Origin of the sequence: Rhizobium sp. RSm-3, from assembly GCF_001854685.1 — a bacterium.
Classification (GTDB): domain Bacteria; phylum Pseudomonadota; class Alphaproteobacteria; order Rhizobiales; family Rhizobiaceae; genus Rhizobium; species Rhizobium ecuadorense.
Genome location: NZ_MAWZ01000009.1, coordinates 21,983 through 37,666, shown reverse-complemented (window position 1 = coordinate 37,666; position 15,684 = coordinate 21,983). Strand labels below are relative to the sequence as shown.

Annotated in this window: 15 protein-coding genes; 8 read left to right on the top strand and 7 right to left on the bottom strand. The window is 63.6% G+C overall.

The genetic code is table 11. The features are described 5' to 3' along the window. Positions 1-49 precede the first annotated feature (49 nt). From BBJ66_RS11395 to repA, 4 genes are all read right to left on the bottom strand, one after another. Positions 50-1,183 carry an RHE_PE00001 family protein gene (locus tag BBJ66_RS11395; RefSeq protein ID WP_049736330.1) on the bottom strand — a complete coding sequence of 378 codons (1,134 nt, stop codon included), beginning with the start codon at positions 1,181-1,183 and terminating at the stop codon, positions 50-52. A gap of 179 nt (positions 1,184-1,362) precedes the next feature. After that, positions 1,363-2,577, bottom strand: a complete 1,215-nt coding sequence (gene repC / locus BBJ66_RS11390; protein WP_071087035.1) for a plasmid replication protein RepC — start codon at positions 2,575-2,577, stop codon at positions 1,363-1,365. Between the two features lie 154 nt (positions 2,578-2,731). Next, positions 2,732-3,727: a plasmid partitioning protein RepB gene (gene repB, locus BBJ66_RS11385; RefSeq protein ID WP_071087033.1), complete on the bottom strand. Its 996-nt coding sequence runs from the start codon at positions 3,725-3,727 to the stop codon at positions 2,732-2,734. After that, the gene (gene repA / locus BBJ66_RS11380; protein WP_049736327.1) at positions 3,724-4,920 is read right to left on the bottom strand and encodes a plasmid partitioning protein RepA; all 1,197 of its coding nucleotides are present in this window, start codon (positions 4,918-4,920) and stop codon (positions 3,724-3,726) included. The genes repB and repA overlap by 4 nt, the downstream gene beginning before the upstream one ends. 201 nt (positions 4,921-5,121) lie before the next feature. Between repA and cobF the strand changes: the two genes are divergently transcribed. From cobF to BBJ66_RS11355, 5 genes are all read left to right on the top strand, one after another. Further along, entirely contained in the window at positions 5,122-5,886 is a 765-nt protein-coding gene (gene cobF, locus BBJ66_RS11375) for a precorrin-6A synthase (deacetylating) (protein ID WP_049736326.1), read from the top strand. Positions 5,887-5,956: 70 nt separating this feature from the next. Beyond that, entirely contained in the window at positions 5,957-7,339 is a 1,383-nt protein-coding gene (cobG, locus tag BBJ66_RS11370) for a precorrin-3B synthase (protein ID WP_049736325.1), read from the top strand. Positions 7,340-7,341: 2 nt separating this feature from the next. Next, a complete protein-coding gene (locus tag BBJ66_RS11365; protein ID WP_071087031.1) occupies positions 7,342-7,974 on the top strand; it encodes a precorrin-8X methylmutase in 633 nt (210 codons plus the stop codon). Further along, positions 7,971-8,705, top strand: coding sequence for a precorrin-2 C(20)-methyltransferase (locus tag BBJ66_RS11360; RefSeq protein WP_049736323.1), 735 nt, complete (start codon positions 7,971-7,973; stop codon positions 8,703-8,705). Before BBJ66_RS11365 ends, BBJ66_RS11360 begins: the two co-directional genes overlap by 4 nt. Beyond that, positions 8,702-9,466: a precorrin-3B C(17)-methyltransferase gene (locus BBJ66_RS11355; protein WP_049736322.1), complete on the top strand. Its 765-nt coding sequence runs from the start codon at positions 8,702-8,704 to the stop codon at positions 9,464-9,466. The genes BBJ66_RS11360 and BBJ66_RS11355 overlap by 4 nt, the downstream gene beginning before the upstream one ends. Here the strand turns inward: BBJ66_RS11355 and BBJ66_RS11350 are convergent. Then, positions 9,430-10,200 (bottom strand): cobalt-precorrin-6A reductase, encoded by a 771-nt coding sequence (locus tag BBJ66_RS11350; RefSeq protein ID WP_071087029.1) that lies wholly within the window; start codon positions 10,198-10,200, stop codon positions 9,430-9,432. The two genes, BBJ66_RS11355 and BBJ66_RS11350, sit on opposite strands and share 37 nt — an antisense overlap. Between BBJ66_RS11350 and cbiE the strand changes: the two genes are divergently transcribed. Together cbiE and cobM are read left to right on the top strand one after the other, a co-directional pair. Then, positions 10,199-11,431 carry a precorrin-6y C5,15-methyltransferase (decarboxylating) subunit CbiE gene (gene cbiE, locus BBJ66_RS11345; protein WP_071087027.1) on the top strand — a complete coding sequence of 411 codons (1,233 nt, stop codon included), beginning with the start codon at positions 10,199-10,201 and terminating at the stop codon, positions 11,429-11,431. The genes BBJ66_RS11350 and cbiE overlap by 2 nt on opposite strands. Positions 11,432-11,435: 4 nt before the next feature. Then, a complete protein-coding gene (gene cobM, locus BBJ66_RS11340; protein WP_071087025.1) occupies positions 11,436-12,194 on the top strand; it encodes a precorrin-4 C(11)-methyltransferase in 759 nt (252 codons plus the stop codon). Between the two features lie 232 nt (positions 12,195-12,426). Here the strand turns inward: cobM and BBJ66_RS11335 are convergent, their stop codons facing one another. Together BBJ66_RS11335 and BBJ66_RS11330 are read right to left on the bottom strand one after the other, a co-directional pair. Then, the gene (locus tag BBJ66_RS11335; RefSeq protein WP_071087023.1) at positions 12,427-13,239 is read right to left on the bottom strand and encodes a TIM barrel protein; all 813 of its coding nucleotides are present in this window, start codon (positions 13,237-13,239) and stop codon (positions 12,427-12,429) included. 163 nt (positions 13,240-13,402) lie between these two features. Further along, positions 13,403-14,431: a LacI family DNA-binding transcriptional regulator gene (locus BBJ66_RS11330; protein ID WP_071087021.1), complete on the bottom strand. Its 1,029-nt coding sequence runs from the start codon at positions 14,429-14,431 to the stop codon at positions 13,403-13,405. Between the two features lie 131 nt (positions 14,432-14,562). On the opposite strand from BBJ66_RS11330, the gene BBJ66_RS11325 reads away from it, so the two are divergent. Continuing rightward, positions 14,563-15,651, top strand: a complete 1,089-nt coding sequence (locus BBJ66_RS11325; RefSeq protein WP_071087019.1) for a fatty acid desaturase family protein — start codon at positions 14,563-14,565, stop codon at positions 15,649-15,651. Positions 15,652-15,684: the final 33 nt, after the last annotated feature.

The window sequence follows — 15,684 nt, the reverse complement described above, 5'->3', positions numbered from 1 at the left end:
GGATAAAAACAGAGCCAGAACGGCCGGATCACTCCGGCCGTTTCTATTTTCAGATGATGCCCCAGGCGCGGTAGCGGCCGCGGCCGGTGATTTCACGAATGCCGATCTCGTTGACGAGGTTCAGCGCGCCGCGCGGGGTAATGCGCAGATGGCGGGCGATCATCGCCGCCGAGACCATCGGTCGTGACAGGATGAAATCGGCAAGGTCCGGCAGGCTGCTGTTCGAACGGCGGCCGCGAAAGCGCAGCTCCATCTGCGTGCGGGCCAGCGACAGCCGGTCGAGTTCCTTGAGACCGGCGGCAGCCCCCAGATGCATCGCCTCCAGGAAGGCCTGCAGCCGCGTTGCCCGATCGCGCGCTCGGCGACGTTCATGGCGCACCAGCTTCAGCCCACCATAAAAAGAAAAGAGATGTGAGGCGACCTTGCCGCGGGCGCGGAGATGCCCTGCGACCAGAAGACCGCCGAGCCAGTGCTGACGCCGCAACGGCTCGATCCTTTCCCAGGCTTCGAAAAGAATGATCGCGCCGAGCACCGGCGGCAAGCTGTCGGCCAATGGCAACAGGCCGCGCCACTCGGCAAGCCGCTGTTCCTCATCCCATTCGTCATCGCCCAGCAAGCCGAGCGGATCGTCATTGCGCCTCGCCGGGGGGGCGACGGCCGTCTCGCTTGCCGGTAGCTTGCCGGTGTGGATGTCGAGCAGTTTTTGCGAGCGGGCAAGAAGCGCGTCGATCTCCGCCATCTCGGCAGCGAGCGGCCCGTCTTCTTCCCTGCTTTCTTCGTCGGTCTCGAGCGAAACCGCAGGGCTCTTGGCCTCCGGCACTGTCCCCTCCCCTTCCCCGAGCGTCGCCGTCAGCGTCGCAAGCCCCGAGGCGCCAAGCGCCCAGGCCGGTTCGCCGGTCCAGATGCGCCGGCGGGCCCGCAGCACGGAATGGGCGATCGTCAACTCGTGGCTGGGCGCCCGGCTGTCCATATGCGCATCGTGCAAAACCAGATCCTCGACATGTACGAGTTCGCCGGCAACCCACAGCGCGCCGGCGGCATCGAAGAAATGACTGCGTTCGGCAAAGCCCTCACCGACCGGCGAACGCACCACCCGTTCGTCCAGTCGGGCCAGCGCATCCTCTGCTGCGGCAAAGGATGGAAGCAGAGTTTGAAGCATCGCATTGTCGAGTTCGTAGCGCATTGTTAAGCTTTACGGTTTTTCACAAATGGAAGCAAAACAGATGTTTCTTTCCGCCATCTATGACATGGTTAACGGCGCATTTCAACAAAAGGCCAGGGAAGGAAGCGATCGAGACGGCTGAGCAAGCCGCCGCTTAGCTTCTAGTTGTCGCAGCTGGCGCGAAGCTTTTTCATGGCCGTTCACCCGGTTTTCCGCGCTATCGGACCATTGGCCCGCATCAGCGCCATCAGCATCGGCCCAAGCGAGAACTCGCCGCGCTCGGCCCGCCGTGTCAGATCACGCAGATAGCCGCCGGCTGAGTTGATATGTCCGCCCCTTTCCAGGATGCAGGCGATCACCGTGGCGGCGTTTTCCGGCCCCATGACATCGCAGGCCAGCTGATAGGCGCTCGGACTGACGCCCAGCATCGAACGGACGATGACGGCCGCGGCCATCAGATCCCGCCAGCTGCCGATCCCGCCGCCCGGCCCATAAGCGACGACCTCCGGGCAGGCCTGCAGCACCATGGCAAGGGGGAAGGATTTTGGCGGCTCCCGCCACGGCCGCGGTTCTTCCTCCGGCTTTACGCCCTGCTTCGGTTCGAAGCCTGGTTCAAGTTCAGATGTAGGGTGTGGGTTTGAATTCTGTATGTGCCGACCGTTTTGGCTGTCATTGGCGTCTGATTTTTCTGTTTTCGTCTTCAATTCCAGCGTCTTGACGATCAACTCGCGGAAAGCTTCGAGATCGCTCAGCAGATGTTCCATCTCGGCGGCCGACGGGCGGCGCGGCAGGCTTGCCGACAGCAGATTGAAATGCGTCTGCATCTCGATCCATTCACCGGCGATTTTCTCTTCCAGGGCGATCTCGATGAGTTTGCTGATGTCGCGCCGGCAGAGGGTCAGCCGCTCCCGCAGGCGCTTCCATTCGAGCTTGCCGGCGAGCACCTGAGCCGCCTGTGCCTCGATCTCGCCTGCACGCGCCACCAGTGGCGCCAGGCTGAAGCCGAAGGCCTCTCCGAGCCCGCCCTCGCCGTTGCGGCGGGCAAAACGTTTGCCGTTCGGGCTATCGCGCCGGATGATCAGCCCGGCCTCCACCAGCATCGCCAGGTTCCGCCGCAGCGTCGTTCCGGCCATCCCGTGCGTGCGCAGCGACAACTGCTCGTTCGAGGGAAAGACGACGAAGCCGTTGGCCTCGGCAATCTCGTTCTTCGGATAGAAGGTCAACAGCGCGTTGAGAACGGCGAGCGCACGATCGGATACGCCGACCATGTCCTTTGCTTCGCAGAGCGCGCGAAAGATCTTCCACTTATCGACCGATGCGTCCGGTTCGACCTTGCTGGCACTTTCCTGGCTTGCCAGCATGCCAAGCGTCATCGATCGCCGCCCAAAGGGCGTCGATACATATTGAGGCTCCATGTCCCTCACCTTTTTTCAAGGCAAAAGAAACCTACCACCCAAAAGGATGCCGAAGATGCTTGACAGTGATTCGAGGAAGTGCGATTCTCAGATTGTCCAGATATGAGAAAGGCTTCCGCGACGGCAACGTTCGGAGGCTTTTTTCTTTTGCGGCCTACTCTCCTGCTTGCAACCTTCCGGCCCGATAAGCTTCGTATAGCTCATCGAGACGGCGTGAAATGTAAGCGCCGAAATCCGGCGCATCGCCGGTCTTCAACGCGATCGTGAAGGAATTGCCGGCGCTCTTGATTCGGCCGGCAATCTTGCCGCCGCTCTTCGGCTTCCAGTCATATTCCGTGGCTTCGGGCTTCGCCTCTTTCCGGGCGAGCTCGGCAACCAGAAGCTCAAAACGGCGATCGCTCTCCTCCGCCATGAACTTTTCCGAGCCGACGAGCTTGGCAAGCCGCACCGCCGTCATCCCGTTCCAGTCCTGGGCAAGCGCCATCCATTTGCGGCGCCCGATGCCGGGGGCAGCACCCACCGACCTGACGATCTCGGCCGGGATGGCCTTGGCGACGGAGAGCAGCTTCGACAGCTCGGTCTTATCGGTCGACAGCGCCTTCATAATGATCGGACGCTCAAAGCCCTTGATCTCGAGATTGAGGGCAAAGACAGCGCGCTCGATGTAGGAAAGGTTGCGGCGCGCCGAATTTTCGATGCCCTGAGCGATGACAACATCGGTATCGTCAAGTTGGCGGACGATCGCCTGCACCTTGCGCCCGAGCAGCTTGACGGCCTGCAGGCGGCGATGGCCGTAGGCGATCTGGTAGCGGCTCTCATCGTCGGGATGGCGACGAACGAGAACCGGCACTTCCTGGCCGTTTTCGGCGATCGACTGCACCAGCTCGTCGTCGATATCGAGTGGCTGGTCGGCGAGGCGGTCGCGGACGAAGGAGGAATCGATCAGATCGGGATCGAGCTCGACGATGCGTTCGCCTGAGAGCAAGGCCTCCTGCATCGCCCTGCTCTCTTCCTCCATGCGCCCGAGCGTCAGTGCCATCGTCCGGACCGGCCCTGCCGCGCCGCGCGAAGACGGTTCTTCGTAGTTGGCCGCGGCCAACTCCTGCGCCGTATCGTCGAAAAGACCTTTCAGGCGATCGCGTCTGCTCATGGCCGGCCCCAGGCTTTGTGAATGCCGGCGAGAACCTCGCTATTGGCGGCATTGACCGATTCCAGCGCCCGATCGTAGGTCGAGCGACGCACCTGCCCCTTTTCGATTTCGAACAGCGTCTGCTTGGTCAGGCCGGCATCGGCGATCGCCGTCGATTTGAGAATGGTTGCCGTCAAGACGTCGTCGCCGAACAGGCTGCGCAGCAGCGCAACGATCTGCGACTGCGGCGCGTCGAAAGGTTCGTGACGGGTGACGACATATTTGATGAAGTCGTGCTGCAGGTCGCCGCCGGCCTTGCGGACCACAGACAGCAGATCCGAGGTCATCAGCAGGAATTGCGACATGGAGGCGACATCGACCATCTGCGGATGGATGGTGATGAGCAGCGACGTTGCCGCGCAGACCGCACCAAGAGTGAGATAACCGAGCTGCGGTGGGCAGTCGATCACCACGACGTCGTAATTGGCCTCGACCTCGGCGATTGCCACGCCGACGCGGCGGAAGAACAGCTCGGCCGGCTTCTGCCGGTCATTGAGCGCCCGCGGCGTTTCATGCTCGAATTCCATCAGTTCGAGATTGCCCGGCACCAGATCGAGCCCGTCGAAATAGGTCTTGCGGACGATGTCCTTCAACGGCTTGCGGCCGGCATCGTAGCGAATGGCGCCATAGAGCGTATCGCCATCGGAAAGATCGAATTCGGGCTGGACACCCAGCATGGAGGAGAGCGAGGCCTGCGGATCGAGATCGATGGCAAGCACCCGGTAACCGGCCAACGCCAGATACTGCGCCAGATAAAGCGTCGTCGTCGTCTTGGCCGAGCCGCCCTTGAAATTGGTGACGGCAACCGTCTGCAACTTCTCGCCGGGACGCCGCCAGGGAAGATAGCTGAGCGCATCCTTCGGCTTTAGCTTCGCCATATATTGGCGCAATTCATTGATCTGGCCGAGCGTATAGGAGCGCCGGCCATTCTGGGAAAGCTCCGGCTGCGGCCCCTTGCCATCCAGGGAAAGCTGGCGAAGATAGCCGTCGGACACGCCGATCATCTGGGCGGCCTCGCCTGAAGAAAATGTCCGCAGCGTCTTCTGCGCGAGCGGCGGAAACAGCTTGTCGCGGAGAAGCTTCAATTGCCGCGAAAGCTGGTTCGCATGCCGCTCGATCCGCACATCTGTCGTCGATACGCTAATGTTGTCCAAAACACCCAATCCTTTTCGATGCGCTTTTCTGTCAACATAGCGCCAAAAAGCGTATCGAAAGTGACACGATTCGGGATTTCCGGCAACAATAGGGGCCAGCAGCCCATTCCGGCCCGGTTGGCCGCGGCCAACTCTTCGCCATCGCCCTTGCGGCGAACCGGCTTTTTCGGCAAGACCGCCGGGACTCAAGGGAGTATCGGCTTGAAGCACATCCATATCATCGGCATCGGCACGGGCAACCCGGAGCATGTCACCATACAGGCAATAAACGCGATGAATTCAGCCGAGGTGATTTTCCTGCCGGTCAAAGGGACTGGCAAGGAAGAGCTCGCGGAGATCCGTCGCGAAATCTGCGAGCGATATGTCACCCGGCCGGGGATCCGGATCTCAGAATTCGCGGTGCCGCAAAGGCGGACGGCGGACAGAAGCTACACGCAAAGCGTCGACGCCTGGCATGGCGAGATCGCCCTCATCTATAAAGAGCTGATCGACGGCCTCGCCGATGACGGCCGCGGTGCCTTTCTCGTCTGGGGCGATCCCAGTCTCTACGACAGCACGATCCGCATCATCGAACGTGTGCGGCAGGACGGCGGCGTGGATTTCGACTACAGCGTCGTTCCCGGCATCACCAGCATCCAGGCCCTGGCCGCCAGTCACAAAATCCCGGTCAACCTCGTCGGCAAACCGATCGAGATCACCACCGGGCGCAGGCTGGCGCGCGACGGGCTGCAGGCGCCCACCACGGTCGTCATGCTCGACGGTGAACAGGCCTTTGCCAAGATCGACGATCCCGATGCCGAGATCTTCTGGGGCGCCTATCTCGGCACGGAGGATGAGATCGTCAGATCCGGGCGGCTCGGCGATATCGCGGCCGACATTCTGACACTCAGGAGCGAGGCCAGGCAGCGGCACGGCTGGATCATGGACATCTATCTTCTGCGCAAGGGGCGGGATTTCGAGGAATAGCGGGACCAACCGTTTCCCATGTTTTGCCGCGTCCGCCGCGATCATGTAAGAAACGGACAGAGGATTGAGAATGGGCATCGACAGCGTCAAGGCGATCGACAGGAGAGGCGAGACGGAGTTGCAGCGCCGCGCGGCGGCGAAGACGCGCTCGCGCGGCGCCTGCCCCGCCCTCGCCGCGCCGATGGCGACCGGCGACGGCCTGCTGGTGCGGCTGCGACCGGCCGGCGGCGCGTTGACGCTGCCGCAATTCACAACACTGGCTCGCGCAGCCGCGGCACACGGAAACGGCATTCTCGAGATCACCGCACGCGGAAATCTGCAAATCCGCGGGCTGCAGGCCGAGACCGTCGCACAGCTCGCCTCCGATATCGATGCCGCCGGCATTACCGTGCCGGACGGACCGGCGATCGAGATATCGCCGCTGCACGGCATCGACCCGGAAGAGGTGAGCGATCCCACCGCAATGGAGCTGTCTTTGCGCGGCAAGCTTCAGGATCTCCTCGCTTCGCCGCGGCTTGCGCCGAAACTGTCGATCGTCGTCGACGGCCGCGGAGCCTTCGGCTTGTCGGCACTTACAGCCGATATCCGTCTCGTCGCGTCATCCCAGACGCAGTGGCTTGTCGCCATCAACGGCGATAGCGAAACTGCAACGCCGATTGTGGTTGGCCCTGCGGAAGCGGCGGTCTCTGCCGTGGGCGAGGTTCTGAGCCTGCTGGCAAAGCTCGGGCAGGGCAGCCGGGCACGGGATATCGACCCGGCGCTTCTGCGGGCACGCTTTCCCGCCATCAGCGAACCTCGACCCCTTCCGTCCGGCGTGGTCAAGAGGCCGCTTGCCGGCCTGCACAGACTGGCGGACGGCAAAACCGTGCTCGGCGTCCGGCCGGAATTCGGGCAGATGCGCGCAGCCGATCTGATTGCCCTGCTCGATCTCGCTGCGGCCCATGGCGCAGCCGAGATCCGGCTGGCGCCCGGCCGCGGTTTCTTCCTGCTCGGGCTTGCCGCAGAGGCGGCGCCGGCCGTGCAGACCGCGGCGGCCCAATGTGGCTTCAGCGCCCAAGCCGGCGAGAATGCCGAGCATATCGCCGCCTGCGCCGGCGCCGGCGCCTGCGGTTCCGCCTTCTACGAAACACGCGCTCTGGCGCGCCGCATCCTGGCCGCGGCACCTGCCCTCTTCGACGGTTCGCTGACGCTGCATCTCTCCGGCTGCGCCAAGGGCTGCGCGCATGCCCGGCCGGCGCTGACGCTGACGGGCACGGCTGAAGGTTACGACCTCATCCTCAGCGGGCTTGCCGCGGATCGGCCGGACGAACGGATCGCTGGCGGTCGGATCGATTTCGCTATAGAGAGGCTCGCCCGGTCCATCGAAGACAACAGAGGCGCTGGCGAATCGGCTGCCGCCTGCCTTACACGGCTGGGCACAACCGGCGTTTCGAAGGCGCTGCGACAGGATTAAGAATGCCAGACTACGATTATATCCGCAGCGGCGACGCGATCTACGAGCGTTCCTTTGCGATCATCCGCACTGAGGCCGATCTTTCGCGCTTCACCGAAGATCAGGCCGACATCGCCGTGCGCATGATCCATGCTTGCGGGCTGGTCGAAGCGGCGGAGCATTTCCTGTTCTCCGCCGATGTCGTCACGGCTGCGCGCGACGCGCTGAAGGCCGGGGCGCCGATCTTCTGCGATGCGGAAATGGTCTCCCAGGGCGTGACCCGGGCGCGGCTGCCGGCGCTGAACGAGGTGATCTGCACGCTGCGCGATCCCGCCACGCCGGAACTGGCGCGCGAGATCGGCAATACGCGCTCGGCCGCCGCCATGCATCTCTGGCTCGACCGGCTCGGCGGCAGCATTGTCGCGATCGGCAATGCGCCGACGGCACTCTTCCGCCTGCTCGAACTCCTGCGCGACGGCGCCCCGAAACCCGCAGCGATCCTCGGCATGCCGGTGGGATTTGTCGGCGCGGCGGAATCGAAGGATGCGCTGGTGGAGAATTCTTACGGCGTCCCCTTCGCCATCGTGCGCGGCCGGCTCGGCGGTAGCGCCATGACGGCGGCGGCGATCAACGCGCTGGCGAGGCCGGGCCTATGACGACGACGACAGGCCGTCTCATCGGCGTCGGCACCGGTCCCGGCGATCCGGAGCTTTTGACCCTCAAAGCCGTTCGCGCCATCGAAGGCGCCGACGTCATCGCCTATTTCGCCAAGCAGGGCAGGGGCGGCAACGGCAAGGCGATCGTCGAGCCGCTGCTGAAATCCGGCGTGACGCTGCTGCCGCTCTATTATCCCGTCACCACCGAGATCGATAAGAACGACGAGCGCTATCAGAGCCTGATCACCCAGTTCTACGACCGGTCTGCCGAAACCGTCGCCGGCCACCTCGAGGCCGGCCTGAGCGTCGCCGTGCTCAGCGAAGGCGATCCGCTGTTCTACGGCTCCTATATGCACCTGCATGTCAGGCTTTCCCAGCGCTATCCGACGGAAGTGATCCCCGGCATCAGCGCCATGTCCGGCTGCTGGTCCCTCGCCGGCATGCCGATCGTCCAGGGCGACGACGTGCTTTCCGTACTGCCCGGTACGATGGCCGAGGCCGAGCTGACTCGCCGCCTTGCCGATACACAAGCCGCCGTCATCATGAAGGTCGGCCGTAATCTGCCGAAGATCCGCCGGGCCTTGGCGGCGGCGGGCCGGCTTGCGGAAGCCGTCTATGTCGAGCGCGGCACCATGGCGAATGCGGCGATGGAAAAGCTCGCCGACAAGACTGAAGGCGATGCGCCGTATTTTTCGCTGGTCCTTGTGCCCGGCTGGGAGGGCAGCCGATGAGCGGCCGGCTTTTCGTGATCGGCACCGGTCCCGGCAATCCCGAGCAGATGACGCCGGAAGCGCTGGCTGCCGTCGACGCGGCAACGGATTTCTTCGGTTACGGCCCCTATCTCGACCGGCTGCAGCTCCGCAACGATCAGCTGCGGCATGCCTCCGACAATCGCGAGGAACTCGACAGGGCAGGGGCGGCCCTTTCCATGGCGGCGGATGGCGCGAAAGTCTGCGTCGTCTCCGGCGGCGACCCCGGTGTCTTCGCCATGGCCGCCGCCGTCTGTGAGGCGATCGAGAACGGGCCGGCAGCCTGGCGCGCCGTCGACCTCACCATCCTGCCCGGCATCACCGCGATGCTGGCGGTGGCGGCGAGAGCCGGGGCGCCGCTTGGCCACGATTTCTGCGCCATCTCGCTCTCCGACAATCTAAAGCCTTGGAATATAATAGAAAACCGCCTCGAACTCGCAGCCAAGGCCGGTTTCGTCATCGCCCTCTACAATCCGATCAGCCGGGCGCGGCCCTGGCAGCTCGGCGAGGCCTTCAAGCTGTTGCGCGATCATCTGCCGGCAACGACACCGGTTATTTTCGGGCGGGCGGCCGGGCGGCCGGACGAGCGTATCGTCGTGCAGCCGCTGTCGCAGGCGGACGCGTCGATCGCCGATATGGCGACCTGCGTCATCATCGGCTCAGCCGAAACGCGGATTGTCGCGCGGCCCGGCCGGCCGGACCTCGTCTATACCCCGCGTTTCATGGCAGGGGGGAAGAGGTGATCGATCGCCGCCAGCGCCGCCTCGACAGTGTCGACCGTCTTGACCGTGGAGGCCGGCGCGCGCGCCACCATCATCACCTCGATGCCGAGCAGGCGGGCCGCCTCGATCTTCGCATAGGTGGCGGCGCCACCGCTGTTCTTGGCAATAATGGCGTTGATCCGGTGCTGCTTCAGCAAGGCGCATTCGCCCTCCAGCGGGAAGGGGCCGCGATCAATCACATAGTCGACATCGACAAGCGCCAGCGGCGGCTCGACGGGATCGACGCTGCGGATGAGATAGAAATGCTGCGGCGCCGCCTCCGCATGATGGGCGCCCTGCCGGCCCGTCGCCAGCAAGACCCGGCGAGGGGAGGGGCCGAGCGCCGCGATGGCGGCCGGAATGCTCCGCACCCCCCGCCAGCGATCGCCCGGCAAGCGCTGCCATTCGGAACGGCGCAAAGCGATCGCGGCGATGCCGGTGGTCTCGGCGGCAAAGGCGGCATTGGCGGAAATGCGCTCGGCGAAGGGATGCGTGGCATCGATCAGCAGATCATATCCGCCGGCCTTCAGAAAATCGGCCAGCGCCGCAGCGCCACCGAAACCGCCGCTGCGAACCGGAACCGGCTGCGCGGCCGGTTTTTCAGTGCGGCCGGCCAGCGACAGAAGAATATCGCCATTTCCCCGCGCCGCGAGCGCCTCGGCGAGCAGGCGCGCTTCGCTGGTGCCGCCGAGGATCAGAATGCCAGGTCTGCCCATGTCTGATCTCTCTCCTGCTTCAGGCCCGCGCTGGCTGACTATTATCGGCATCGGCGAAGATGGTCCAGAAGGGCTTGGCGAAGAGGCGAGGGAGCTGATCGCCACCGCGCCCGCCGTCTTCGGCGGGATACGGCACCATGCGCTTGCCGCATCGCTGATATCGGGCGAGAGGTTTTCCTGGCAGAGCCCGTTCGAGCGCTCGGTCGATGCCATCCTCCAAAGGCGCGGCACGCCCGTCGTCGTGCTCGCCTCCGGCGACCCGTTTCTTTACGGCGTCGGCGCAACGCTTTCCCGCCATGTGGCGGCAGAAGAAATGCGCACCATCCCCGCGTCCTCGGCCTTCAGCCTTGCCGCCTCGCGCCTTGGCTGGCCGTTGCAGGACGTCGCGACGATTTCGCTGCATGGCAGGCCGATCGACCTGATCCGGCCGCATCTGCATGCTGGGCGGCGCATCATCGCGCTGACCTCGGACGAGAAGGGCCCGGGCGATCTGGCGGCCCTGCTTGCCGCCCATGGTTTCGGTCAGTCGCAGCTTACCGTGCTCGAGGCGCTAGGCGGCGCACGGGAACGGCGGAGACATGCCCTGGCCGCGGATTTTAATCTCACGGACATCGATTCCCTGAACGTCTGCGCGCTGGAAATCACGGCAGGGGAGGGGGCGCGTATTCTGCCTTTCGTCGCCGGGCTCGAAGATGCGTTGTTCGAGCATGACGGACAGATCACCAAACGCGAGGTCCGGGCGATGACGCTGTCCGCGCTCGCGCCGCATCACGGTGAGCTGCTCTGGGATATCGGCGCGGGTTCGGGATCGATCGGCATCGAATGGATGCTGGCCGATCCGTCGCTGAAGGCAATCGCCATCGAACAATCACCGGAGCGGGCCGCGCGCGTCGCCCGCAACGCATCCGCCTTCGGCGTGCCGCATCTCGCCATCGTCGAAGGCGCAGCACCCGGCGCGCTGGCAAGCCTGCCGGAACCGGACGCGATCTTCCTCGGCGGCGGCGGCAGCGAGCCCGGCGTCATCGATGCCGCGATCGCCGCGCTGAAGCGGGGAGGGCGGCTCGTCGCCAATGCCGTGACGCTGGAGATGGAAGCCGTGCTGCTCGCAGAACACACAAAACGCGGCGGCTTTCTCACACGGATCGAAATATCACGCGCCTTGCCCATCGGCGGCATGAGTGGCTGGCGGCCGGCCATGCCGGTGACGCAGTGGCGCTGGACGAAAGGATGACGGAATGACGGTGCATTTCATCGGCGCGGGACCAGGGGCTGCAGATCTGATCACGGTGCGTGGCCGCGATCTCATCGCTAGATGCCCGGTCTGCCTCTATGCCGGCTCGATCGTCTCGCCCGAACTGCTGCAATATTGCCCGCCGGATGCGCGTATCGTCGATACCGCGCCGATGTCGCTCGACGAGATCGAGGCGGAATATCTGAGCGCCGCAGCGGCCGGCCAGGATGTCGCTCGGCTGCATTCCGGCGATCTCTCGGTCTGGAGTGCCGTCGCCGAGCAGGTGCGCCGGCTCGAGAAACACGGTATCGCCTATACGATGACGCCGGGTGTGCCGGCCTTTGCGGCGGCCGCCTCGGCGCTCGGGCGTGAGTTGACGATCCCGTCAGTGGCCCAAAGCCTGGTGCTCACCCGCGTTTCCGGCCGGGCGTCACCGATGCCGAACGACGAGACCCTGGCGAAATTCGGCGCGACGGGCGCCACGCTTTCGATCCATCTGGCAATCCACGCGCTGAAGCAGGTGGTAGAGGAATTGACGCCGCTTTATGGCGCCGACTGCCCGGTGGCGATCGTCGTCAAGGCCTCCTGGCCGGACGAACGCATCCTGCGCGGCACGCTTTCCGATATCGAGGCGAAGGTTGTGGCCGAGCCGATCGAACGCACGGCGATCATCTTCGTCGGCCCGTCGCTTGCGGCAGAGGATTTCCGCGAGAGCTCACTCTACGACCCCGCCTATCAGCGCCGGTTCCGAGGACGGGAATAATTTCAAAAACTGGCCGCGCTGGTGGCGCGACCTCTCGGAGCTCAATAACAGGCGAGCCTGCTCGCCCTCGGTTTGTTGACAAGCGCTGCAAAACCCGCGGCGTCATCCTCGGCCTTGTGCCGAGGATCTGCGCCGGTCCAATTAAGCATCTGAAAAGAAATGTTTTCCTGTCAACCAACAGCAGTGGTCAGATGCTCGGCACAAGGCCGAGCATGACGGAGGAGACTTTGTCTCAAACCCGTGCGGTGAGATAATCCATGCTGGCGCGAAGCGCGCCGGCCGGGTCCTTCACGGCGTGCACTTCCGCCGCAAAGGGCTCGAAGGAAAAGGGGCCCTGATAGCCCGCCTGCAGCAGCGCCTTGATCTGCCCGGCATTGTCGAGCCGGTCGTCGCCGTCGACGAGCACACGATGGGAATCGCGCATATCGGCAACGGAAACAGAGGGGTTGCTGACGCCGGAAATGTGCACCAGGCCGGCAAGCTCCGGGAAGGTCGCGGCTTCGCCGGCAAGGTGATGGTGGAAGGTGTCGTGGACGAGCTTGAAGGTCGATTGCGCGCCGAGTTCCCGGATCGCCTCGGCCGCCTCGGTCTTCGAACGTAGCGAGCAGATCTCGAAACCGAGCGGCTCGACGAGGCCTGTGATGCCGGCTTTATCGAGCATCGGCTTCAGCGCCGTCAGCGACTGGCGCAGATTGGCCTGGCGCTCGCCGTCGGCGCAGCCGGTGCCGTCGTTCTTCGGAACGAGGACGAGCGCCTTGGCGCCGCAAGCGCTGGCGTAATCGATCTGTTCCTGCGCTTCAGCGGCCCTTGCGACATTCCACTCGTTGAAACGCTGCAGGGCGTTGATCGAGATGATCGTCAGGCCGTGGCGGCTGGCCGCGTCCTTGATCGCTTCCGGTTTGGTGCCGTCGAGAATGGCATTGCCGGAAAGATCGTTGCGGATCTCGACCGCGTCGATGCCGAGCGACTTTGCCAGCGCGAAGAAATCATCGATGGCGAGCGACGGTGCGGCCATATGGTTGAGCGCAAAGCGGATCGAAGTCATGACGGATAGTTCCTCCTCGTCTCCGCGACATAAGCGGAGCAGTTCCTCGTGAATGGGCCCGCGAATCTCTATCGGAATTCCTGCGGCAATCCATCGGCCATCGCCGTCGCCCGCTTTCATTGCTGAAAGAATTTCAGCCGAAATGATAGAATCCCATCATTTCTCAAATGTTCTCCGAGATATGAATATCGAAGGGCAGGAAGAACTGGCCTGGAACGGCCGTTTCGCTGTTTTCGATCGCACTCGTCATCAGTGCCATCAGCTCCTTGCACAGGGCGGGCAGGGGCGTGCCGATCGCCATGGCGACGATATCGTCGGCAAGCCCCGCTTTGCTGTCGGGCGTCAGCTCGTTGACCACGAGGACGATCTTGCCGCCGAGACTTTCCTCACGGATCGCCGAGATCGCGCCCTCCATGCCGCCGCCGCAGACATAAAGGCCGACGAGATCGGGATATTTCTCTAACAGTGTCAGCGTTGCCTCATGAGTGATCTCCGGAGTATCCAGGTTAATCAATGTATCGATGACGTCGAATTCCGGCGCGTTTTCACGAAAATAGGAACGAAAACCGATCTCGCGCAGCTCATGTCCGTGAAAACGGTGGCTGCCGACGAAACAGGCGACCTTGCCCGGCACACGGGCAGTCTTGGCAATCACCCAGGCGGCGGTCCGGCCGACCTTGCGGTTGTTGACGCCAATATAGGCATTGCGCACCCCTGAGGCGAAGTCGGAAAGCAGTGAAAAGACGGGAATGTCTCTTTCCCTCAGTTCCTCAATTGCCGCCGTCACCGCAGGATAGTCTGGAGCGACGAGAGCGATGGCCTGATTGCGGGCGCCGAGAGCCCTGAGTTTCTCGACGATCGCCGCCGGTGTCGAAGCGGAGGGATAGTCGATCTGGATCTGGAGACGGGCGGTGGTCACGGCGCGCGCCGCCACTTCGATCTCGCGAGCAAAAGCCTGATAGAAGGGCTGCATCGGCTTTTGCAGCAAGAAGGCCAGCTTATATTGCGGCAAATCCTCGAAGACACGTTGCCGGATGAGGCCGACGGCGTGATAGCCGATCGACTGGGCCGCATCATAGACCCGCCGCGCCGTTTCCTCGCGAACGCGGTGGCGGCCGTTCAAGACGCGATCGACGGTGGCGACGCTGACGCCGGAGGCGCGGGCGAGATCGGATATGGTCGGACGGCGCATCGGCGTTCCTGATGGATTCGATCATGAATGCGAGCTATTCATGATGGCTTTTGATAGATTGCATCAAGCCTGCATTGAGCCTCTTCCGAAGTCAACCTATTCTCTCGGCAACGGCATAACGGGAGGCGATGATGACGATCCAGGCAAAGAAACGCGACTATGACCTGCTCGGCGAAAGCGGCCGCATCGCCGTCGAGACGGGACTGGCGGCAGCACAGTGGTACCACACGGATATTCCACGCAAGGAGATGAAGGCGCTGATGCAGCGCTCGGATGCGCCTGGTATCCGTGACACCGTCATCTGGCTCGGCAGCATGGTAGTCCTTGCCGGGCTCGGCATCTATTTCTGGGGCGCGTGGATCGCACTGCCCTTCTTCCTCGCCTATGGCGTGCTCTATGGCTCGGCCTCCGACAGCCGCTGGCACGAATGCGGCCACGGCACCGCCTTCAAGACGCGCTGGATGAACGATGCCGTCTACCAGATCGCCTGCTTCATGATCATGCGCAATCCGGTGACCTGGCGCTGGAGCCACACGCGCCATCACACCGATACCGTCATCGTCGGCCGCGATCCCGAGATCGCCGTCATGCGCCCGCCCGACCTCGTCCGGCTGGTCCTCAATTTCTTCGGCATCCTCGATGTCTGGCATGCTGTTATCGACATGCTGCGCAATGCCGCCGGCATCATCGGCGCGGCGGAAAAGACCTTCATTCCGGAGATGGAGCAGCCGAAGGCGATCCGCATCGCCCGCATCTGGCTGGCGATCTATGTCGCCACGATCGCCGCAGCACTCGCCACGGGTTCGATCCTGCCGCTGATGCTGATCGGCCTGCCGCGCCTCTACGGCGCCTGGCACCATGTGCTGACCGGGCTTTTGCAGCATGGCGGCCTGGCCGACAACGTCATCGACCACCGGCTGAACAGCCGCACGGTCTATATGAACCCGATCAGCCGCTTCATCTACTGGAACATGAACTACCACGTCGAACATCACATGTTCCCGATGGTGCCCTACCACGCGCTGCCCAGACTGCACGCGATGATCAAGCACGACCTGCCGGCGGCAAACCCGTCGATCCTCTCCGGTTATCGCGAGATGATCCCGGCCTTCCTGCGCCAGCTGCGCAACGAGGATTATTTCCTGAAGCGCGAACTGCCGGCCACCGCGCGGCCCTATCGCGAAGAGTTCCACAATGAGCTGGCTCCGGCTGCGCAATAATCACGATCAAGGCAATAATCACAATCGAGGGAG